Annotated in this window: 21 protein-coding genes; 19 read left to right on the top strand and 2 right to left on the bottom strand. The window is 74.7% G+C overall.

Annotation, left to right across the window (positions count from 1 at the left end; translation table 11 throughout):
• Positions 1 to 52: 52 nt before the first annotated feature.
• Both priA and AB2L28_RS00100 read left to right on the top strand, forming a co-directional pair.
• Positions 53 to 808, top strand: coding sequence for a bifunctional 1-(5-phosphoribosyl)-5-((5-phosphoribosylamino)methylideneamino)imidazole-4-carboxamide isomerase/phosphoribosylanthranilate isomerase PriA (gene priA, locus AB2L28_RS00105; RefSeq protein ID WP_370716695.1), 756 nt, complete (start codon positions 53 to 55; stop codon positions 806 to 808).
• Positions 805 to 1,572 (top strand): SseB family protein, encoded by a 768-nt coding sequence (locus AB2L28_RS00100; protein ID WP_370717238.1) that lies wholly within the window; start codon positions 805 to 807, stop codon positions 1,570 to 1,572. Before priA ends, AB2L28_RS00100 begins: the two co-directional genes overlap by 4 nt.
• A gap of 52 nt (positions 1,573 to 1,624) precedes the next feature.
• Here the strand turns inward: AB2L28_RS00100 and AB2L28_RS00095 are convergent, their stop codons facing one another.
• On the bottom strand, positions 1,625 to 2,182 hold the full coding sequence (locus tag AB2L28_RS00095) for a DoxX family protein (protein WP_370716694.1): 558 nt from the start codon (positions 2,180 to 2,182) through the stop codon (positions 1,625 to 1,627).
• A gap of 146 nt (positions 2,183 to 2,328) precedes the next feature.
• Positions 2,329 to 2,709, bottom strand: a complete 381-nt coding sequence (locus AB2L28_RS00090) for a DUF1844 domain-containing protein (protein WP_370716693.1) — start codon at positions 2,707 to 2,709, stop codon at positions 2,329 to 2,331.
• A gap of 304 nt (positions 2,710 to 3,013) precedes the next feature.
• Here AB2L28_RS00090 and infC point away from each other — a divergent pair, with 304 nt between their 5' ends.
• The 17 genes from infC (at position 3,014) to tyrS (ending at position 20,366) form a co-directional block, all read left to right on the top strand.
• Entirely contained in the window at positions 3,014 to 3,643 is a 630-nt protein-coding gene (gene infC, locus AB2L28_RS00085; protein ID WP_370717237.1) for a translation initiation factor IF-3, read from the top strand.
• A gap of 106 nt (positions 3,644 to 3,749) precedes the next feature.
• Positions 3,750 to 3,944 (top strand): 50S ribosomal protein L35, encoded by a 195-nt coding sequence (rpmI, locus tag AB2L28_RS00080; RefSeq protein WP_370716692.1) that lies wholly within the window; start codon positions 3,750 to 3,752, stop codon positions 3,942 to 3,944.
• Between the two features lie 103 nt (positions 3,945 to 4,047).
• Entirely contained in the window at positions 4,048 to 4,434 is a 387-nt protein-coding gene (gene rplT, locus AB2L28_RS00075; protein ID WP_370716691.1) for a 50S ribosomal protein L20, read from the top strand.
• Positions 4,435 to 4,470: 36 nt separating this feature from the next.
• Complete coding sequence (locus tag AB2L28_RS00070; protein ID WP_370716690.1) at positions 4,471 to 5,331, top strand: TrmH family RNA methyltransferase; 861 nt, start codon at positions 4,471 to 4,473, stop codon at positions 5,329 to 5,331.
• A 60-nt stretch (positions 5,332 to 5,391) separates the two neighbouring features.
• Positions 5,392 to 6,513 carry a PAS domain-containing sensor histidine kinase gene (locus AB2L28_RS00065; protein WP_370716689.1) on the top strand — a complete coding sequence of 374 codons (1,122 nt, stop codon included), beginning with the start codon at positions 5,392 to 5,394 and terminating at the stop codon, positions 6,511 to 6,513.
• A gap of 71 nt (positions 6,514 to 6,584) precedes the next feature.
• Positions 6,585 to 7,718, top strand: a complete 1,134-nt coding sequence (pheS, locus tag AB2L28_RS00060) for a phenylalanine--tRNA ligase subunit alpha (protein WP_370716688.1) — start codon at positions 6,585 to 6,587, stop codon at positions 7,716 to 7,718.
• Positions 7,718 to 10,282, top strand: a complete 2,565-nt coding sequence (gene pheT / locus AB2L28_RS00055; protein WP_370716687.1) for a phenylalanine--tRNA ligase subunit beta — start codon at positions 7,718 to 7,720, stop codon at positions 10,280 to 10,282. Before pheS ends, pheT begins: the two co-directional genes overlap by 1 nt.
• A complete protein-coding gene (locus AB2L28_RS00050) occupies positions 10,275 to 11,093 on the top strand; it encodes an SDR family NAD(P)-dependent oxidoreductase (RefSeq protein ID WP_370716686.1) in 819 nt (272 codons plus the stop codon). The genes pheT and AB2L28_RS00050 overlap by 8 nt, the downstream gene beginning before the upstream one ends.
• Positions 11,094 to 11,149: 56 nt before the next feature.
• Positions 11,150 to 12,208: an N-acetyl-gamma-glutamyl-phosphate reductase gene (gene argC / locus AB2L28_RS00045; protein WP_370716685.1), complete on the top strand. Its 1,059-nt coding sequence runs from the start codon at positions 11,150 to 11,152 to the stop codon at positions 12,206 to 12,208.
• On the top strand, positions 12,205 to 13,356 hold the full coding sequence (gene argJ / locus AB2L28_RS00040; protein WP_370716684.1) for a bifunctional glutamate N-acetyltransferase/amino-acid acetyltransferase ArgJ: 1,152 nt from the start codon (positions 12,205 to 12,207) through the stop codon (positions 13,354 to 13,356). The genes argC and argJ overlap by 4 nt, the downstream gene beginning before the upstream one ends.
• The gene (gene argB, locus AB2L28_RS00035) at positions 13,353 to 14,258 is read left to right on the top strand and encodes an acetylglutamate kinase (protein ID WP_370716683.1); all 906 of its coding nucleotides are present in this window, start codon (positions 13,353 to 13,355) and stop codon (positions 14,256 to 14,258) included. Before argJ ends, argB begins: the two co-directional genes overlap by 4 nt.
• A 17-nt stretch (positions 14,259 to 14,275) precedes the next feature.
• Positions 14,276 to 15,535: an acetylornithine transaminase gene (locus AB2L28_RS00030; protein WP_370716682.1), complete on the top strand. Its 1,260-nt coding sequence runs from the start codon at positions 14,276 to 14,278 to the stop codon at positions 15,533 to 15,535.
• Positions 15,532 to 16,452 carry an ornithine carbamoyltransferase gene (gene argF, locus AB2L28_RS00025; RefSeq protein ID WP_370716681.1) on the top strand — a complete coding sequence of 307 codons (921 nt, stop codon included), beginning with the start codon at positions 15,532 to 15,534 and terminating at the stop codon, positions 16,450 to 16,452. The genes AB2L28_RS00030 and argF overlap by 4 nt, the downstream gene beginning before the upstream one ends.
• The gene (locus AB2L28_RS00020) at positions 16,449 to 17,024 is read left to right on the top strand and encodes an arginine repressor (protein WP_370716680.1); all 576 of its coding nucleotides are present in this window, start codon (positions 16,449 to 16,451) and stop codon (positions 17,022 to 17,024) included. The genes argF and AB2L28_RS00020 overlap by 4 nt, the downstream gene beginning before the upstream one ends.
• Positions 17,021 to 18,466, top strand: coding sequence for an argininosuccinate lyase (gene argH / locus AB2L28_RS00015; protein WP_370716679.1), 1,446 nt, complete (start codon positions 17,021 to 17,023; stop codon positions 18,464 to 18,466). The genes AB2L28_RS00020 and argH overlap by 4 nt, the downstream gene beginning before the upstream one ends.
• Positions 18,451 to 19,083 (top strand): DNA-3-methyladenine glycosylase, encoded by a 633-nt coding sequence (locus AB2L28_RS00010; protein ID WP_370716678.1) that lies wholly within the window; start codon positions 18,451 to 18,453, stop codon positions 19,081 to 19,083. Before argH ends, AB2L28_RS00010 begins: the two co-directional genes overlap by 16 nt.
• A 14-nt stretch (positions 19,084 to 19,097) precedes the next feature.
• Positions 19,098 to 20,366 (top strand): tyrosine--tRNA ligase, encoded by a 1,269-nt coding sequence (gene tyrS, locus AB2L28_RS00005; protein ID WP_370716677.1) that lies wholly within the window; start codon positions 19,098 to 19,100, stop codon positions 20,364 to 20,366.
• The last annotated feature ends 372 nt before the right edge of the window (positions 20,367 to 20,738 follow it).

The following is a 20,738-nucleotide window of genomic DNA, read 5'->3' as shown; positions in this document are numbered from 1 at the left end:
GCCGCACCCGGTCCCCGCCCGCACCCCACCGCCCCTCGTAGACTCGCCCCCCGTGACCAGCGAGAACACCGCCCCCGCCGCGCACCGGCTCGAACTCCTGCCCGCCGTCGACGTCGCCGACGGCCAGGCCGTCCGCCTCGTCCAGGGCGAGGCCGGCAGCGAGACCTTCTACGGCGCGCCGCTGGACGCCGCGTTCGCGTGGCAGGAGGCGGGCGCCGAGTGGGTCCACCTCGTCGACCTCGACGCCGCCTTCGGCCGCGGCTCGAACCGCGCACTGCTGGCCGAGGTCGTCGGCCGCCTCGACGTCGCGGTCGAGCTGTCCGGCGGGATCCGCGACGACGCCTCGCTCGAGGCCGCGCTCGCCACCGGCTGCCGCCGCGTGAACCTCGGCACGGCCGCGCTGGAGGACCCGGAGTGGACGCGGTCGGCCATCGCCCGGCACGGCGACCGCATCGCCGTCGGGCTCGACGTGCGCGGCACGACGCTGGCCGCTCGCGGCTGGACGCGCGAGGGCGGGGACCTGTGGGAGGTGCTCGCGCGCCTGGACGCCGACGGCTGCTCCCGCTACGTCGTCACCGACGTCACCAAGGACGGCACGCTGCGCGGCCCGAACGTCGAGCTCCTGCGCGAGGTCTGCTCCCGGACGAAGGCCCCGGTCGTCGCCTCCGGGGGCATCTCCAGCCTCGAGGACCTGCGCGTGCTGCGGGACCTCGTCGACACCGGTGTCGAGGGTGCCATCGTCGGCAAGGCCCTCTACGCCGGGAACTTCACGCTCGCGCAGGCCCTCGACGTGGCCGGCCGGCCCTGACCGCGCCCGAACCTGCCCACGACCCCCGCACGACCGACTCCGCGGGGGTCCCGTGGGCCGGACGGACCCTGCAGCCCAACGCCTTCGCCGGCGACGACGGGTCCCGCTCGCCGGAGCTCGACGCGGCGCTGGCCGCGTGGGACGCCGTCGGGCAGGACCCGCTCGCCCGGGTGCACGCCGAACGGGCGGTCGTGCTCGCGCTCTGCGGCGGCCGGGTCTTCGCTCCCGTGGTCGCCGAGCTGGGGGAAGCGGGCGAGGACGGCGGCGACAAGAGCGCCGACATGGCCCTGGCGCTGCTCACCCAGCCCGACGGCCGCCGCGGCCTGCCGCTGTTCACCGACCTCGCCGCGCTGACCGCCTGGCGGCCGGACGCGCGGCCGGTGCCGGTGCCCGCCGAGCAGGCGGCGTTGTCGGGGGCGCAGGAGGAGTGCGACGTGCTCGTCCTCGACCCCGCCGGGCCGGTGCGTTTCGTGGTGCGCCGCAGCGCGTTCTGGTCCCTGGCGCGCGGGGAGGCGTGGACGCCCGCGGCCCTGGACCCGGCCCTGGCGGCGGCCGTCGCCGATGCCGTGCGTGACCTCCCGGCCGTCCGGGGCACCCGCTGCGAACCGGGCCGGGGGGCGGAGCTGCGCGTCGTCCTCGGGGTGAGCCCGGGTCTGGACCGGGACGGGCTCGACGACCTGCTGCGGCGGGTGGGGGAGCGGCTGGCCGCCGGCGTCGTCGCCGAGCGCGCCGAGTCGCTGGAGTTCCAGGTCCTGCCGGCCTGACCCGGCCGACGGTGCGGTCCGGGCCGCCGCGGCGGCGGCCCGGACCGGGACGTCAGTCCCGACCGCCCTCGGCGACCTCGGCCGCGTCGCCGGTCCCGGCCTCGGCGGCGTCCGCGGCCACCGCCCCCTGGCGCGCCTTGATGGTGGTGTAGGCGCCGACGCCGGCGGCGGCCAGCGCCAGGACGGTCGTCCACCGCTTGTTGAACAGGTGCCCCGTCACGGCGTCCAGGCTGTAGCGGCCGGGACCGCCGACGGCCAGCGCCGCCGACGCCAGCCCCAGGACGGCCGGGTACTCGAAACCGCCCGAGGTGACGAAGAAGCCGTTGGGCTTGTGCACGAACGACGCCGCGGCCATCGCCGCGGCCGCCGAGGCGCCGCCCACGGGCGTCGCCAGGCCGAGGGCCAGCAGGGCTCCGCCGCCGGCCTCCGAGGCGCCCGCGAGGACGGCGTTGCGCTTGCCGGGGCGGAAGCCCATGGCGTGCATGGCGCCCGCGGTGCCCTCGAGGCCGCCGCCGCCGAAGGCGCCGAACAGCTTCTGCGCGCCGTGGGCGACGAGGGTGCCGCCGATGCCCAGGCGCAGGGCCAGCAGGCCCAGGTCGTTGTTCGCCACGAGGTGTCTCCTCCGATGCTTGCGGGTTCAATGTCGTCCGCCATTCGACCACTGCCCGCTCGCGCGGGTGACGGGGGGTCGGCCGACCCCGACGCGCTCGGCCGCCACGTCCGCGCCGTCCGCGGTGGCCGCCGTCCGCTCCGACCTCAGACCACGCTTCCCGTGAGGCGCTCGCCGGGCCCCTTGCCCGGCTCGTCCGGCACGTCGGAGGCCTCGCGGAAGGCCAGTTGCAGGGAGCGCAGCCCGTCGCGCAGCGACCGGGCGTGCTGACCGCCGACGTCCGGGGCGGAGGTGACGACGAGACCGGCGAGGGCCGTGATGAGGACGCGCGCCTCGGCGAGGTCGAGGTGGTCGGCCGCGTCGGGCCCGTCCGCCAGACCGCACTTGACGGCCGCGGCGCTCATGAGGTGCACGGCGGTGGTCGTGATGAGCTCGGCCGCCGGCACGTCGGCGATGTCGCGGGCGGCCAGCGCGCCGGGATCCACCTCGTCGGGGTCCACCGCGTCGGGAGGGGTCTGTGACTGCATGCTGGTACCCTTTCAGGCGACCGACCGGCACACGTCACCGGATCCCGCTCCAGCACCACCGCGGGGACCGGCGCTCGCAGGGCCGGCACGTGAAGCGGAGGCCTCCTCCCACCTCGGTGCCCACGGCGCCGAAGGTCCTGGTCCGCGCTCCTCCCCGGAGGGGTGCAGCGGCGTCCCTCGTCGCGCTCGTCCCCCGGACGGGCCGCGTCGGTGCGTCGTCGGATCCGGTGGCCCCCGCAGCGCGTCCGAGCACGGGGGCCTTCCTCGTGTCCGGCGGCCCCCCACGACGACGAAGGAGCAGCACATCAGCGAGCCCCGCATCAACGACCGCATCCGTGTTCCCGAGGTGCGGCTCGTGGGCCCCAACGGCGAACAGGTCGGCATCGTGCGCGTCGAGGACGCGTTGCGGCTGGCGGACGAAGCAGGCCTCGACCTGGTCGAGGTCGCTCCGACGGCGCGGCCGCCGGTCTGCAAGCTCATGGACTTCGGCAAGTTCAAGTACGAGTCCGACATGAAGGCCCGCGAAGCCCGCAAGAACCAGACGAACACGATCCTCAAGGAGATCCGGTTCCGTCTGAAGATCGACCCGCACGACTACGGCACCAAGAAGGGCCACGTCGAGCGGTTCCTCAAGGCGGGTGACAAGGTCAAGGTCATGATCATGTTCCGCGGGCGTGAGCAGTCCCGGCCCGAGATGGGCTTCCGGCTGCTGCAGCGCCTCGCGGAGGACGTGGCGGACCTGGGCAGCGTCGAGAGCTCGCCGCGCCAGGACGGCCGCAACATGGTGATGGTCATCGGGCCGCACAAGAAGAAGGCCGAGGCCAAGGCCGAGGAGCGTCGCCGCAAGGACGCCGAGGCCGCCCAGCCGGCCGGGGGGACCGCGGACGCACCGGCCGGCGGGACGCCGGACGAGACGGCCGCCACGGCGTCCTGAGGACCTGACGCACGACGGACACGGCCCGCGGGAGGCACGCTCCCGCGGGCCGCACGCCAGAAACCGCCGAGGGGCGCACCCCTCGGCTCCGAACACAGGAGAAGACGTGCCCAAGAACAAGACCCACTCCGGCGCCAAGAAGCGCTTCCGCGTGACCGGCTCCGGCAAGGTCATGCGCGAGCGCGCCAACAAGCGCCACCTGCTCGAGGTCAAGCCCAGCACCCGCACCCGCCGCCTGTCGGTGGACGCGGTCGTCGCCCCGGCCGACGCCAAGAAGGTCAAGAAGCTCCTCGGCCTCTGAGCCCCGGCTCGTCCGCCGAGCCCGCGACACCGCACCCACCCCGACCCGCGGGCGCGCGACCGAGAGGTCCCGCTGCCGCCCGCACGATCACTAGGAGTACCCCGTGGCACGCGTCAAGCGCGCAGTCAACGCCCAGAAGAAGCGTCGCACCGTCCTCGAGCAGGCCAGCGGCTACCGCGGCCAGCGCTCGCGCCTGTACCGCAAGGCGAAGGAGCAGGTCACCCACTCCCTCGTCTACGCGTACCGCGACCGCAAGGCGCGCAAGGGCGACTTCCGCCGCCTCTGGATCCAGCGCATCAACGCTGCCGCCCGCGCCGAGGGCATGACGTACAACCGCTTCGTCCAGGGCCTGAAGGCCGCCGAGATCGAGGTCGACCGCCGCATGCTGGCCGAGCTCGCCGTCTCCGACCCGGCCGCCTTCTCGGCCCTCGTGGCGACGGCCAAGGCCTCCCTGCCGGCCACCACGGTGGCCGAGGGTTCCGCGGCCTGAGCCGCAGACCCACCCGAACACCCCGGACGCCCGGCAGTGCCCCTCCTCGACGTCCCCGTCCTCTCGAACCCTCGAGCGGAACGGGTGCGCGCCGTGCGGGCGCTGGCCGGGCGTTCGGCGCGTCAGCGGCACGGCCGGTTCCTCGCCGAGGGCCCGCAGGCCGTCCGGGAGGCCGTCGCCGCCGGCGCCGCCCTCGAGGTCTACGCCACGCCGGAGGCCGCCGACCGGTACCCGCAGATCGTGCGCGACACGCCCAAGGCGTGGGCCGTGACCGACGAGGTCCTCGCGGCCATGAGCGACACGGTCACCCCGCAGGGCCTCCTGGCCGTCTGCCCCGCGACGACGGCCGACCTCGACGACGTGCTGGCCCGGCACCCGCGGCTGGTCGCCGTCCTGGACCGGGTGCGCGACCCGGGCAACGCGGGCACCGTCCTGCGCGCCGCCGACGCGGCCGGTGCCGACGCGGTCGTCCTCACCGCGAGCAGCGTCGACGTCTTCAACCCCAAGTGCGTCCGCTCGACCGCCGGCAGCCTGTTCCACCTCCCCGTCGTCGTCGGGCGCACCCTGCAGGACGTCGTCGACGGCTTGCGGCGCAGCGGGTCCAGCGTCCTGGCGGCGGACGGGACGGGCGATCTCGACCTCGACGACCTGGCCGACGAGGCCGCCCGCGCCGACACCGGCCGCGTCGACCTGCGCCGCCGAACGGCCTGGGTCTTCGGCAACGAGGCCGCGGGCCTGGACGAGGCCGGACGGGCCCTCGCCGACGCGGTCGTCCGGGTGCCGCTGCACGGGCGCGCCGAGAGCCTGAACCTGGCGACGGCTGCCGTCGTCTGCCTGTACGCCAGCGCCCGCGCGCACCGGGCGCGTCCCGGTGGTCCCGCGCGGTCCGCGAGCTGACGGCGCCCGCGGGCCCGCCGGTCGCGCGATGGGCTCATCCGATGCCCTAATGTCGCGTCCGTGCCCGAGGCGAGGGGGAGCGCCGAGGCCGTGTCGTCGGCCCTTCCTCCCGTGCTGCCCGCGCTCGACCTCGACGACCTGCCCGACGGGGTGGTGGTCACCGCCGGGGACGGGTCCATCGTCGACCTCAACGTGGTGGCCGAACGCCTCCTGGGACGACCGCGCACCGACCTCCTCGGAGCCCCCTCGCGCCGCGCCCTCCCCCTGCAGGACACGTCCGGCCGCCGGTGGTGGGACGTCCTGCAGGACACCTCGCGCCGGCCCAGCGGCGTCACCGGGGACGGGCACGCCGAACGGCTGCTCCTGCTGCCCGGCGGCACGGAACTGCTCGTCACCGCCCGCTTCCACCGCGACGAGACCGGTGCCCTCCTGCGCACGGTACTCGCCCTGCGGACCCCCGACGAACGGCGCCGCGCCGAGACGGACACCACGAGCCTCATCGCGACCGTCGCCCACGAGCTGCGCTCGCCCCTGACGTCGGTGAAGCAGTTCACGGCCAGCCTGCTGCGCCGGTGGGACCGCTTCAGCGACGAGCAGAAGCGCCTCATGCTGAGCACCGTGCAGGCCGACGCCGACCGGGTCAGCCGGCTCGTGGGGGACCTGCTCGACGTCGCCCGCGTCGACGCGGGCCGGCTCACCGTGCACCGCCGGCCCATGGACCTCCCCGCGCTGGTGCGCGAGCACGTCGACCGGTTGCGGATGGCCGGGTACGACGACGAGCGGTTCGAGCTGACCGTGGCGCCGGACCTGCCCGAGCTGTGGGCCGACCCGGACCGGATGGCGCAGGTGGTGACGAACCTCGTCGACAACGCGGTGCGGCACGGCGCCGGGACGGTGGTCGTGACCGTCGCCGGGGACCGGGCCGGCGACGGCGCGCGGGACGGCTGGGTCGTCCTGACGGTCGAGGACAACGGCGAGGGGGTCCCGGTCGAGAACCGGCCCTACGTCTTCTCCAAGTTCTGGCACGGCGGCGCCCGCAGCGGCACGGGCCTGGGCCTGTACCTGACCAGGGGTCTGGTCGAGGCCCACGGCGGTGACGTCGACGTCGACTCGGCCGCGACCGGCGGCGCCCGCTTCACCGTCCGCCTGCCCGCCGGTGAGCCCGCCGCGACCGTCCGCTGAACCGGGCCCCGCGGTCTGGGAGGATCGGGGACGACCCGCCCGAGACACCGACCGAGGAGTGCGCACCCCCGATGCCCGACCAGCCCGACGTGCCCGAGGGCGCGGTGGACGAGACGAGCGTGCAGGCAGCCCTCGACGCCGCCCTCGCCGCGGTGGCCGCGGCCACCGACCTCGACGAGCTCAAGGCCGCGCGCTCGGCGCACGCGGGCGACCGCAGCCCGCTGGCCCTGGCGAACCGTGCCATCGGCACGCTGCCCGGACCGGAGAAGGCGGCCGCCGGCAAGCGCGTCGGCCAGGCCCGCGGCCGGGTGAACGCCGCGGTCGCCCAGCGCGGCACCGTCCTGGAGGCCGAGCACACCGAGCGCGTCCTGCGCGAGGAGGTCGTGGACGTCACGCTGCCCGCGGCGCGCCCGGACCGCGGTGCCCGGCACCCGATCCCCCTGCTGGTCGAACGCGTCGGCGACGTGTTCACGGCGATGGGCTGGGAGGTGGCAGAGGGCCCCGAGGTCGAGGCCGAGTGGTTCAACTTCGACGCCCTGAACTTCGACGCCGACCACCCGGCGCGGCAGATGCAGGACACGTTCTTCGTCGCCGACGACGCCGGGGGGGCGCAGTCCGGTCTCGTGCTGCGCACCCACACCTCGCCCGTGCAGAGCCGGTCGCTCCTGCAGCGCGGTGTGCCGCTGTACGTCGTGTGCCCCGGCAAGGTGTTCCGCACCGACGAGCTCGACGCGACCCACACCCCGGTGTTCCACCAGCTCGAGGGCATCGCGATCGACGAGGGTCTGACGATGGCGAACCTCAAGGGCACGCTGGACCACTTCGCGCGCGCCATGTTCGGCTCGGCCGTCGAGACGCGCTGGCGGCCGGCGTTCTTCCCGTTCACCGAGCCGAGCGCCGAGCTGGACCTGCGCTTCTCCCTGGGGCGGGACGCCGAGCGCGGCTGGATCGAGTGGGGCGGGTGCGGGATGGTCAACCCGAACGTGCTGCGGGCCGCGGGCATCGACCCCGACCGCTACCAGGGTTTCGCGTTCGGCATGGGGATCGAGCGGACCTTGATGTTCCGCAACGGGGTGACGGACATGCGCGACGTGGTGGAGGGTGACGTGCGGTTCAGCCGGGCGTTCGGCGTGGAGGACCTGTCCGCCTCCGGGGTCGCGAACGTCGTCGCCCCGGCCGTGGCCGCGGGGGAGGGGGACCTCTGATGCGCATCCCCCTGAGCTGGCTCGCCGAGCACGTCGACCTCGAACCCGGTGCGACCGGCGTGGACGTCGCGGCGTCCCTCGTCCGCGTCGGCCTCGAGGAGGAGGGCATCCACACGGCCGGGATCACCGGGCCCGTCGTCGTGGGCCGCGTCCTGGACCTGGCCGGGGAGCCGCAGAAGAACGGCAAGACGATCAACTGGACCCACGTCGACGTCGGGCCGGAGCACAACGACCCCGCCGGCTCGCGCGGGATCGTCTGCGGCGCGCACAACTTCGTCGAGGGCGACCTCGTCGTCGTCGCGCTGCCCGGCGCCGAGCTGCCCGGCGGCTTCGGCATCTCCGCGCGCACGACGTACGGGCACGTCTCGGACGGCATGATCTGCTCGGCCCGCGAACTGGGCCTGGGCGAGGACCACGACGGCATCATCGTGCTCTCGCAGCACCTCCCGGGCGTCGAGGTGGCGCCGGGGCAGGACGCGCTGGCCCTGCTGGGCCTGGCCGAGGAGACCGTCGAGGTCAACGTCACGCCCGACCGGGGCTACTGCTTCAGCATCCGCGGGATCGCCCGCGAGTACGCCCACGGCACGCGCCGTCCCGTCGCCGGGGTGCTGCGCGACCCGGTCGACGTCGAGGTGCCCCTGCCCTCCGGCCCGGGGTACGTCGTCCGGCTCACCGACGACGCCCCCGTGCGCGGGGCCGTCGGCTGCGACCGCTTCGTGGCCCGCGTCGTCCGGGGCGTGGACCCGGCGCGCCCGACCCCGGCGTTCATCGCCGACCGCTTGCGGCAGGCCGGGATGCGGCCGATCTCGCTGGCCGTCGACGTGACCAACTACGTGATGCTCGCCACCGGGCAGCCCCTGCACGCCTACGACCTCGAGCAGCTGCAGGGCGAGGTCGTCGTCCGCCGGGCCCGCGCCGGCGAACGCCTCACCACGCTCGACGACGTCGAACGCACCCTGGACCCCGAGGACCTGCTCATCACCGACGAGGTCCCCGGGGACCCCTCGACCTCCCGGGTGCTGAGCCTGGCCGGTGTCATGGGCGGGGCCGCCAGCGAGGTCTCGGCCGCGACCCGCGACGTGCTGGTCGAGGCCGCGCACTTCGCGCAGGTCACGGTGGCCCGCACGGCGCGCAGGCACCGGCTGCCGTCGGAGGCCGCCAAGCGGTTCGAGCGGGGCACCGACCCGACGATCTGCGCCGCCGCGGCCGAACTCGCCGTCCGGCTCCTCGTCGAGCACGGTGGCGGGACGGCCGAGACGACGGCGACCGACGTCGGTGGAGCCCCGGCTCCGCAGCCGATCGCGATGGACGCCGGGTTCCCCGAACGGGTGGTCGGCGTCCGCTACGCCGCCGACGTCGTCGTGGGCGCGCTGACCGAGATCGGCTGCACCGTCGGCGTCGACGGGAGTTCCCTCACGGTGACGCCGCCGCCGTGGCGACCGGACCTCACCGGCCGCGTCCACCTCGTCGAGGAGGTCGCCCGCCTCGCCGGGTACGACGCGATCCCGTCCGTCCTGCCGCCGGCCCCGGCCGGCACCGGCCTGACGCCGGGGCAGCGGGCCCGCCGCTCGGTCGCCCGGGCGCTCGCCGACGACGGCTTCGTCGAGGTGCTGAGCTACCCGTTCGTCGCGGCGTCCGTCCACGACGCGCAGCGACTGCCCGCCGACGACCCGCGCCGCACCGCGCTGCGACTGGCCAACCCGTTGTCCGAGCAGCAGCCGCTGATGCGCACGAGCCTGCTCGACTCCCTGGTGGAGGTGGTGCGGCGCAACGTCTCCCGCGGGTCGCGAGACCTCGCCCTCGTCGAGCTGGGCTCGGTCACCCACCCCCGCGCCGGCGCCGGGCGCGCCGAGGTGCCCGGGGTGGACCGCCGCCCGTCGCAGGAGGAGCTGGCCCGCCTGCGGGCGGCCGTGCCGGCCCAGCCGCTGCACGTGGCCGGGGTGCTCACCGGCGCCCGGCGCCGCCCCGGGGCGCTCGCGGACGGGTTCGCCCGCACGGCCGAACCCGCCGGCTGGGCCGACGCGGTCGAGGCCGCCCGGACGGTCGCGACGTCCGTCGGGGTCGAGGTCGTCGTCGCGGCGGCCGAGCACCCCCCGTGGCACCCGGGACGGTGCGCGCGGATCACGACGCCGCAGGGGCACGTGGTCGGGTACGCCGGGGAGCTGCACCCGTCCGCGGTCGCGGCGCTCGGGCTGCCCGCGCGCGCGGCCGCCTTCGAGCTCGACCTGGACGTGCTGCTCGCCCTCGTCGGCGCGGCCCCGCAGGTCGAGCCGCTGTCGGGTCTGCCGGCCGCGACGCAGGACGTCGCCCTCGTCGTGGACGCGGCGACCCCCGCGGCGAGCGTGCAGGACGCGCTGCGCGAGGGTGCCGGTCCGCTCCTGGAGGAGGTGCACCTCTTCGACGTCTACACGGGCGCGCAGGTGGGGGAGGGCCGCAAGTCGCTGGCCTTCGCCCTGCGCTTCCGGGCGCCGGACCGGACGCTGACCGCGGAGGAGGCCAGCGCGGCCCGCGCCGCCGCCGTCGCCCTGGCCGCGGAGCGGACGGGGGCGGTGCAGCGTGTCTGAGGTCCCCGCGGTCCAGCCGGTGCGTGCGCTCGTCACCGGCGCCAGCCAGGGCATCGGCCGGGCGGTCGCGCTCGGCCTGGCGCAGGCGGGGTTCACCGTCGCCGTCGTCGCCCGCAGCGCGCGCGCCCTCGACGAGCTGGTCGAGGAGATCTCGAGGGACGGCGGCCGGGCGGTGGCGACGGCCTTCGACGTGACCGACGCCTCCGCCGTCGCGGCGGGTGTGCACGCCCTGGAGCTCGAGCTGGGCGGGTTCGACCTGCTCGTCCAGGCCGCCGGCCGGATCGAGCCGCAGGAGGTGCCGCCGTGGGAGGCCGACCCGGCGCACGTCCGGGCGGTCCTGGAGGCCAACGTCCTCGGCCCGTTCCACGTCGCGCGCGCCGTCGTGCCGGGGATGGTGGCGCGCGGTTCGGGCCGGGTCGTCGACCTCAGCTCCGGTGCGGCGTCCAAGGACAGCGGGACCCACGCCGCCTACGCCGCGAGCAAGGCGGCGCTGTTCCGCCTCGGCGGCGCGATCGCCGCGGCGGGCGCCCCGCACGGGGTGCTGGCCTTCGAGCTCTCGCCGGGCGTCGTGCGCACGGCGATGTCGACGAGCATGAGCCAGCACGCCGAACGCACCGAGTGGACGGACCCGGAGGCCGTCGTGGAGATGGTGCGCGCCATCGCCTCGGGGCAGCTGGACGCGTGGTCCGGGCGGTTCCTGCGCGTCGGCGCCGACACCCCCGCGTCGCTGCGCGCCGCCGAACCCCGCCTGGGTCCCGCCACGCGCAAGCTCGTCGTCACCCCCTACGGACCCGACGACCCGATCGCCTGACGACCGACGGCCACCCGGTCATGAATGCCTAGCCAGGTAGGTGTATGGTCATGCACATGGAACCCGGGAAGCGGCTGTCGGCCGCCGTCGCAGGGGCCAGCGGCTACGCCGGTGGCGAGGTCCTGCGGGTGCTGCTGAACCACCCGCACGTCGAGATCGGTGCCCTCACCGGCGCCTCCAACGCCGGCACGCGCCTCGGGCAGCTCCAGCCGCACCTGCTGCCGCTGGCCGACCGCGTCCTGCAGCCGACGACGACGGAGGTCCTCGCCGGTCACGACGTCGTCTTCCTCGCCCTGCCGCACGGTGCGTCGGCGGCCGTGGCGGCCGAGCTCGGTGAGGACGTCCTCGTCGTGGACCTCGGCGCCGACCACCGCCTCGCGGACGCCGCCGCGTGGGAGCGCTTCTACGGCAGCGCCCACGCCGGCACCTGGCCCTACGGCCTGCCCGAACTGCCGCTGGCCGGCGGGGGACGCCAGCGCGCACACCTCGCCGGCACCCGGCGCATCGCCGTCCCGGGCTGCTACCCGACCTCCGTCAGCCTCGCGCTCGCCCCCGGCCTCACCGCCGGGCTGCTCGCCCCCGACGACGTCGTCGTCGTGGCGGCCTCCGGCACGTCCGGGGCGGGCAAGGCGCTCAAGCCCCACCTGCTGGGCTCGGAGGTCATGGGCTCGATGAGCCCCTACGGCGTGGGTGGCGGCCACCGCCACACCCCCGAGATCGAGCAGAACCTCGGCCTCGCCGCCGGTGCACCCGTGACCGTGTCCTTCACCCCGACGCTGGCGCCGATGTCCCGCGGCATCCTCGCCACGTGCACGGCGCGCCTCGCGGACGGGGCGAGCGCGGCGCAGGTCCGGGCGGCGTGGGAGGACGCCTACGCCGACGAGCCCTTCGTCCACCTCCTGCCCGAGGGGCAGTGGCCCTCCACGGCGCAGGTGTCCGGCGGCAACGCGTGCGCGCTGCAGCTCGCCGTCGACGAGCACGCCGGGCGCGTGCTCGTCGTGTCCGCCATCGACAACCTCGTCAAGGGAACCGCCGGAGGAGCCGTGCAGTCCGTGAACATCGCCCTGGGTCTTCCCGAGGACGCCGGTCTGGCCGCCGTGGGGGTCGCCCCGTGAGCGTCACCGCCGCGAAGGGTTTCCGCGCCGCCGGTGTCACCGCCGGGCTCAAGGCCTCCGGCCGCCCCGACCTCGCCCTCGTCGTCAACGACGGTCCGCTCGAGGCCGGCGCCGCGGTCTACACGTCGAACCGCTGCAAGGCGCACCCCGTGCTGTGGAGCGAACGCGCCAGCGCCGACGGTCACCTGAAGGCCGTCGTCCTGAACTCCGGCGGCGCGAACTGCTTCACCGGCCCGCAGGGTTTCCAGACGACGCACGCCACGGCCGAGCTGGTCGGGGAACTCACCGGCGCCGGTGCGGCCGACGTCGTCGTCTGCTCGACCGGGCTCATCGGGGTGGAGTTCTCGCGGGAGAAGCTGCTCGAGGGGGTGCGCGCCGCGGCCGCGGTCCTGTCGACCGAGGGCGGGACGGCGGCGGCCACGGCCATCATGACGACGGACACCGTCTCCAAGCAGGCCATCGCCAGTGGCGAGGGGTTCGTCGTCGGGGGCATGGCCAAGGGGGCCGGGATGCTCGCGCCGGGCCTGGCGACGATGCTCGTCGTCCTGACCACCGACGCCGTCGTGGAGGCCGCCGACCTCGACCGCGCGCTGCGGGCCGCCACCCGGACGACGTTCGACCGCGTCGACTCCGACGGCTGCATGTCGACCAACGACACCGTCGTCCTGCTCGCCTCCGGCGCCAGCGGCACCACGCCCGGCCCGGAGGCGTTCGGCGAGGTCGTCCGGCGTGTCTGTGCCGACCTCGCGCGGATGCTCGTGGCGGACGCCGAGGGCGCGGACCACGACATCGCGATCGAGGTCGTCGGGGCCGCCTCCGAGGACGAGGCCGTCGAGGTGGGCCGCTCCGTGGCGCGGAACAACCTGTTCAAGGCCGCGGTGTTCGGCAGGGACCCGAACTGGGGCCGGGTCATGGCGGCGGTCGGGACGACCTCGGCGCGGTTCGACCCGCAGACGCTCGACGTGAGCCTCAACGGCGTCGCGGTCTGCGTCGACGGCGCCCCGCACGCCGACCCGGCCCTGGTCGACCTGGCCCCCCGCGAGGTGCGGGTCCGCATCGACCTCAAGGCCGGCCCGGCGACGGCGACGATCTGGACCAACGACCTCACCCACGCCTACGTCCACGAGAACAGCGCCTACTCCACATGAGCCCTGAACTGACCGACCTGTCCGCCCAGGACAAGGCGAACGTCCTCGTCGAGGCCCTGCCGTGGCTGCAGAAGTGGCACGGTGCCCTCGTCGTCCTCAAGTACGGCGGCAACGCCATGGTCGACGACGGGCTCAAGCGCGCGTTCGCGCAGGACGTCGTGTTCCTGCGCACCGCGGGGTTGCGGCCCGTCGTCGTGCACGGCGGGGGTCCGCAGATCTCGACGATGCTGCGCAGGCTCGACATCCGCAGCGAGTTCCGCGGCGGTCTGCGCGTCACGACCCCCGAGACGATGGACGTCGTCCGGATGGTCCTCACGGGGCAAGTCGGCCGGGAACTCGTCGGCCTGCTCAACGCGCACGGCCCGCTGGCCGTCGGCCTGTCCGGGGAGGACGCCGGGTTGCTGCGCGCCACCCGCCGCGGTGCGGTCGTGGACGGTGAACTCGTCGACGTCGGTCTCGTCGGCGACGTCGTGGGCGTCGACCCGCGCGCCGTGGTGGACCTCCTCGACGCCGGACGCATCCCCGTCATCTCGACCGTCGCGCCCGAGGTCGACGACGACGGGAACCCCGTGCACGGCCAGGTCCTCAACGTGAACGCCGACACCGCGGCCTCGGCGATCGCCGTGGCGCTGGGCGCGCAGAAGTTCGTCGTCATGACCGACGTCGCGGGCCTGTACCGCGACTGGCCGAACACCGACTCCCTCGTGCGGGAGATCGCGGCCGACGACCTCGCCGACCTCCTGCCGTCGCTGGAGTCGGGGATGGTCCCGAAGATGGAGGCGTGCCTGCGCGCCGTCCGCGGCGGGGTGCCGCGGGCGACGGTCATCGACGGCCGGCAGGCGCACTCAGTGCTGCTGGAGGTCTTCACGACCTCCGGCAACGGCACGATGGTCGTGCCGTGAGGCGGCAGGGAGAACCGATGGAACTCACCACGGAACACGGGGGCGGCGCCGAGGCCCTCCCGGTCACCGACGGGACCGGGCAGGCCTGGATCGAGCGCTACACCCGCTCGGTCATGCAGACGTTCGGCACCCCGCAGCGCGTGCTCGTCCGCGGTGAGGGCTGCCACGTCTGGGACGCCGACGGCAACCGCTACCTCGACCTGCTCGGGGGCATCGCCACGAACTCCCTCGGGCACGCGCACCCGCTGCTCGTGGCCGCGGTGACGACCCAGCTGACGACGCTCGGGCACGTCTCGAACTTCTTCGCCTCCGCCCCGCAGGTCGCGTTCGCCGAGCGGTTGCTCGAGGTGGCCGGCGCCCCGGAGGGGTCCGCGGTGTTCTTCGCGAACTCCGGCACCGAGGCGAACGAGGCCGCGTTCAAGATGGCCCGCCGGACCGGTCGCCCGAAGGTCGTCTCGACCCACGGGGCGTTCCACGGCCGGACGATGGGAGCCCTCGCCCTCACGGCGAAGGAGGCCTACCGCGCCCCCTTCGAGCCGCTCCCGGGCGGGGTGGAGTTCGTCCCCTACGGCGACGTCGGGGCGCTCGGCCGGGCGGTCGACGGCGCCACGGCGGCCGTGTTCCTCGAACCCGTCCAGGGCGAGAACGGTGTCGTCCCGGCCCCCGACGGCTACCTCGCCGCGGCCCGGCGGATCACCGCCGAGCACGGCGCGCTCCTCGTCCTCGACGAGGTGCAGACCGGCATCGGGCGGACCGGGGAGTGGTTCGCCTTCCAGAACCCCCGTCACGAGGGCGTCGTCCCGGACGTCGTCACGGTCGCCAAGGGGCTCGGCGGCGGCGTCCCCGTCGGTGCCGTCGTCGCCTTCGGCCCGCGCAACGCCACGCTCCTGGGCGCCGGTCAGCACGGGTCGACGTTCGGCGGGAACCCGGTCGCGTCCGCAGCCGGTCTGGCCGTCCTGCACGCCGTCGCGCGTGACGGTCTGCTGGACAACGCGACCACGGTCGGCCGGCACCTGCGCGCGGCGGTCGAGGCCCTGGGCCACCCGCTCGTCGAGGGGGTGCGCGGGGAGGGGTTGCTCCTGGGGATCGCGCTCACGCAGCCCGTCGGGGCGCAGGTCGTCCAGGCGGCGCTGTCCCGCGGGTTCATCGTCAACGCGGCACGTCCGGACACCGTCCGCCTCGCCCCGCCGCTCGTCCTCACCGCCGCCCAGGCCGACACGTTCGTGACCGCACTGCCCGAGATCCTCGACACCGCGCTGAAGGGAGCGACCCCGTGACCGTCCGGCACTTCCTCGCCGACGACGACCTCAGTCCCGCCGAGCAGGCCGAGGTCCTCGCGCTCGCCGCACGCCTCAAGCAGGACCGGTTCGCCGAGAAGCCCCTCGCCGGGCCCCGGACCGTCGCGCTGCTGTTCGACAAGCCCTCGACCCGGACGCGCGTCTCCTTCAGCGTCGGTGTCGCCGACCTCGGCGGGGTGCCCCTCGTCGTCGACGCGGCCGGCTCGCAGCTCGGTCGCGGGGAACCCGTCGCCGACACCGCGCGCGTCCTGGAGCGCCAGGTCGCTGCGATCGTCTGGCGGACGTTCTCGCAGGACTCCCTCGCCGAGATGGCGGCGAACTCCCGCGTGCCCGTCGTGAACTCCCTGACGGACCTGTACCACCCGTGCCAGATCCTCGCCGACCTGCAGACGGTCGCCGAGCACAAGGGGACCCTCGCCGGGCTGACGCTCGCCTACGTGGGGGACGGGGCGAACAACATGGCCCACTCCTACGCCCTCGGTGGGGCCACGGCGGGGATGCACGTCCGCATCGGCACCCCCGCCTCCGACCTGCCCGACCCGGGTGTGGTGGCCCGCGCCCGGGCCGTCGCGGCCACCACAGGCGGTTCCGTGACGGTGACGTCGAACGCCGCCGAGGCCGTCGCGGGGGCCGACGTGGTCGCCACCGACACCTGGGTCTCCATGGGCCAGGAGGGGCAGGAGGACGAGCGGTTCCGCCCGTTCTCCCTCACGAGCGCGCTGCTCGCGCGGGCCGCCCCCGGTGCCGTCGTCCTGCACTGCCTGCCCGCCTACCGGGGCAAGGAGATCGACGCCGACGTGATCGACGGGCCGCAGTCGGTCGTGTGGGACGAGGCGGAGAACCGGCTGCACGCGCAGAAGGCGCTGCTGGTCTGGTTGCTCGAGAAGTCCCGGTGACCTCGGTCCCGACCCCGCCCGCCGGCCCGGGGGCGGGCACGAAGGCGTTCCGGCACGACCGGATCGCCGCGGTCCTGGCCCGCTACCCGGTCCGCTCGCAGACCGAGCTGGCCAGCCACCTGGCCGAGGAGGGTGTCGCGGTGACGCAGGCGACGCTGTCGCGCGACCTCGTCGAGCTGGGAGCGGTCAAGGTCCGCGACGGCGACCTCGGGCTCGTCTACGCGCTGCCCGCCGAGGGCGGTGACCGCACCCCCCGCCGCGGCGTCGGGCAGGAGGTTCTCGACGCCCGGCTCGCCCGCTGGTGCGAGGAACTCCTCGTCAGCGCCGAGGCGTCGGCCAACCTCGTCGTCCTGCGCACCCCGCCGGGGGCGGCGCAGTTCCTGGCCAGCGCGGTCGACCACTCGGTGATCCCGTCGCTGCTCGGCACCATCGCCGGGGACGACACCGTGCTGGTCATCACCCGCGACCCCCTGGGGGGCGACGCCGTCGCCGCCCGGTTCCTGGCGCTGGCGCGCCGGACCGCAGCCGTTGACCAACCAGCCGACCAACCCGACGAAGTGGACGTGCCATGACGCAGAACCCCCCGCAGCAGGGCGAGAAGGGCCTGTGGGGCGCCCGGTTCGCCACCGGCCCCGCCGAGGCGATGGCCGCGCTGTCGAAGTCGACGCACTTCGACTTCCGCCTCGCCCGGTACGACCTCGCCGGCTCCCGCGCGCACGCGCGCGTCCTGCACGGCGCCGGCCTGCTCGACGCGGCCACCGTGCAGGCGCTCCTGGACGGTCTCGACGCGCTGGAGGCGGACGTGGTCTCCGGGGCGTTCGTGCCGGCCCCCGACGACGAGGACGTCCACTCGGCCCTGGAACGCGCGCTCGTGGACCGCGTGGGGGGTGACGTTGGCGGCCGGCTGCGGGCCGGCCGTTCCCGCAACGACCAGATCGCGACGCTGCTGCGGATGTTCCTGCGCGACCACGCCCGCGTCGTCGCCGGGCTCGTCCTGGACGTCGTCGAGGCGCTGCTGACGCAGGCCGCGGCGCACCCGACGGCGGCGATGCCGGGGCGCACGCACCTGCAGCACGCCCAGCCGGTCCTGCTCGGTCACCACCTCATGGCCCACGCGTGGCCGCTGCTGCGCGACGTCGAGCGCCTGCGCGACTGGGACGCCCGCGCCGCGGTGTCCCCGTACGGGTCGGGTGCGTTGGCGGGGTCCTCGCTCGGCCTGGACCCGGTGGCCGTCGCGCACGAGCTGGGGTTCACCCGCAGCGTCGAGAACTCCATCGACGGCACCGCTTCGCGCGACCTCGCCGCCGAGTTCGCCTTCGTCGCGGCGATGATCGGGGTGGACCTGTCCCGCATCTCCGAGGAGGTCATCGTCTGGGCCACCAAGGAGTTCTCCTTCGTCACCCTCGACGACGCCTGGTCGACGGGGTCGAGCATCATGCCGCAGAAGAAGAACCCCGACGTGGCCGAGCTCGCCCGCGGGAAGGCCGGCCGTCTCATCGGCGACCTCACGGGCCTGCTGGTGACGCTCAAGGGGCTGCCGCTGGCCTACAACCGGGACCTGCAGGAGGACAAGGAGCCCGTGTTCGACGCGGTCGACACGCTCGAGCTCCTGCTGCCCGCCGTCGCGGGCATGGTGGCCACGCTGCACTTCCACACCGACCGGATGGCCTCGCTGGCGCCGCAGGGCTTCGCCCTGGCCACCGACGTCGCGGAGTGGCTGGTGCGCCAGGGCGTCCCCTTCCGCGAGGCGCACCAGATCTCCGGTGCCTGCGTGCGCCGCTGCGAGGAACGGTCCGCGCAGGAGGACCGCAGCGTGGAGCTGTGGGACCTGACCGTGGAGGACCTCGCGGCCATCTCACCGCACCTCACCCCCGAGGTCAGGGACGTGCTGTCGACGGAGGGTTCGCTGAGCTCGCGCGACGGCGTCGGCGGAACCGCTCCCGTCCGCGTGGCCGAGCAGCTGGAAGCGGCCCAGGACGCTCTGGCGGGTCACCTGGCGTGGGCGCGGCCCTGACGCTCGACCGCTCCTTCTTCGACCGCGACGTCCTCGCCGTGGCGCGCGACCTGCTGGGCGGGGTCGTGCGCCACGAGACGCCGGAGGGGGTCGTCGCCGTGCGGTTGACGGAGGTGGAGGCCTACGCGGGGGAGTCCGACCCGGGTTCGCACGCGTTCCGCGGGCCGACACCGCGGACGCGGGTGATGTTCGGGCCGCCCGGGTTCGCCTACGTCTACTTCTCCTACGGCATGCACTGGTGCGTGAACCTCGTGTGCGCTCCCGAGGGCACGGCGTCGGCCGTCCTCCTGCGTGCCGGGCAGGTCGTGGAGGGGGTGGACCTGGCCCGCTCGCGGCGGCCCGCGGCCCGCCGCGACGTCGACCTGGCCCGTGGACCGGCTCGGCTGGCGCAGGCGCTGGGTGTGGACCGCGCTCAGGACGGGGCCGACGTCTGTTCCGGGGGCCCCCTCGGGGTGCTGCCCGGGCACCCGGTCGGGGACGGTGACGTCACGTGGGGGCCCCGCGTGGGCGTCTCGGGCGCGGGGGCTCCCACGCCCTGGCGCGTTTCCCTCGTGAACGAGCCCACCGTCTCCGCGTACCGTGTCGGCGGGCGACGGTCGCCCACGCGGAAGACCTGAGGAGCCGACGAGTCGTGAACGACGTCTGGGACGAACTGCAGTGGCGGGGCCTGGTGGCGCACTCCACCGACGAGGCCGCGCTGCGGGAGGCTCTGGCGACGGGTCCGCTCACCTACTACGTCGGCTTCGACCCCACCGCCGCGAGCCTGCACGTCGGGCACCTCGTCCAGGTGCTCACCGCCCGGCGGTTGCAGCAGGCCGGGCACCGGCCGCTCATCCTGGTGGGCGGGGCGACGGGCCTGGTGGGGGACCCGCGACCGTCGGCCGAGCGGACGATGAACGACCCGTCCGTGGTGGCGGGCTGGGTGACGGGCCTGCAGGCGCAGATCGCGCCGTTCGTCGACTTCGAGGGCCCGGCCGCCGCCACGATGGTCGACAACCTCGACTGGACGCGGTCGATGTCGACGATCGAGTTCCTGCGCGACGTCGGCAAGCACTTCAGCGTCAACCGGATGCTGGACCGGGAGGCGGTCAGCAAGCGGCTCGCGACGACGGGCATCTCGTTCACCGAGTTCAGCTACGTGCTGCTGCAGAGCAACGACTACCTCCAGCTGCACCGGCGGTACGACTGCTCGCTCCAGCTCGGCGGGTCGGACCAGTGGGGCAACATCACCGCCGGCTGCGAGCTGGTGCGCCGCGTGGACCAGCGGACGGTCCACGCCCTGGCGACGCCGCTGCTGACCAAGGCGGACGGGACGAAGTTCGGCAAGACGGAGTCCGGTGCCGTGTGGCTCGACCCGGAGCTGACGTCGCCGTACGCCTTCTACCAGTTCTGGCTCAACGCCGAGGACGCCAAGGTCGTCGACTACCTCAAGGCCTTCAGCTTCCGCAGCCCCGAGGAGATCGAGGAGCTCGGTCGGCAGGTCGTGGACAACCCGCGAGCTCGGGCGGCCCAGCGCGCGCTGGCGCACGAGGTCACGGCGATCGTGCACGGCGAGGCGGCAGCCCGGGCCGTGGAGGAGGCGTCGTCCGCGCTGTTCGGCGGGGGGGAGCTCGACGGGATCGACGAGAAGACTCTGCGCGGGGCGCTCGAGGAGCTGCCGACCGCGACGCCGGAGGAGCCGGCGGTCCGCCTGGCCCAGCTCTTCGCCGACACCGGTCTCGCACCCAGTCTCAGCGGCGCCCGCCGGACCATCGGCGAGGGTGGGGCGTACGTCAACAACGTCAAGGTGACGGACCCGGAGGCGACCCTCGCCGACGTCACGCTCCTGCACGGCCGGTACGCCGTGCTGCGGCGCGGCAAGAAGTCGCTCGCTGCCGTTGCTCTTCCGTTGTCGCAGTAGTGGATCGGCGACCGGTGCCGGGTGGATTTGCCTCCCGGTCCGGTCGCCGCGTACTGTTCTTCATGTCGCCCCGAGCGGGGCGGAAAACCCGGAAGCTTCTGGCTGAGGGTGATCCGCGCCTGGAGTGGGTGGCGCCGGAAGCTGCCTGTGCTGGGGCTGGGTTGAGGTTTGGCCTGGTTGCCGGTTAGGGTGGGAAAGTTGCCCCTCTTCCGCTGGCCCTTGTTTCAGGGGTTGTGTCGGGGTGGGTGCGTCCGGTTCTTGAGAACTCAACAGTGCGCTAGAAATATGTTGATGCCAATGCATTAACCCCCAATGACCGCCGGGCCTGAGTGTCTGGTGGTTGGGGTTCCTTTGGGATCTACCCCTGGTCTG

The organism is Kineococcus mangrovi (assembly GCF_041320705.1).
Lineage (GTDB): Bacteria > Actinomycetota > Actinomycetes > Actinomycetales > Kineococcaceae > Kineococcus > Kineococcus mangrovi.
Note: the sequence above shows the minus strand (reverse complement) of the source record. Positions and strands in the feature narration are given on the sequence as shown.

Coding starts and splice junctions, on each gene's coding strand:
- AB2L28_RS00090 (WP_370716693.1), bottom strand. CDS start 2,709: ATGCAGTCACAGACCCCTCCCGACGCGGTGGACCCCGACGAGGTGGAT.
- pheS (WP_370716688.1), top strand. CDS start 6,585: ATGCCCGACCAGCCCGACGTGCCCGAGGGCGCGGTGGACGAGACGAGC.
- pheT (WP_370716687.1), top strand. CDS start 7,718: ATGCGCATCCCCCTGAGCTGGCTCGCCGAGCACGTCGACCTCGAACCC.
- argC (WP_370716685.1), top strand. CDS start 11,150: ATGGAACCCGGGAAGCGGCTGTCGGCCGCCGTCGCAGGGGCCAGCGGC.
- argB (WP_370716683.1), top strand. CDS start 13,353: ATGAGCCCTGAACTGACCGACCTGTCCGCCCAGGACAAGGCGAACGTC.
- AB2L28_RS00030 (WP_370716682.1), top strand. CDS start 14,276: ATGGAACTCACCACGGAACACGGGGGCGGCGCCGAGGCCCTCCCGGTC.
- argH (WP_370716679.1), top strand. CDS start 17,021: ATGACGCAGAACCCCCCGCAGCAGGGCGAGAAGGGCCTGTGGGGCGCC.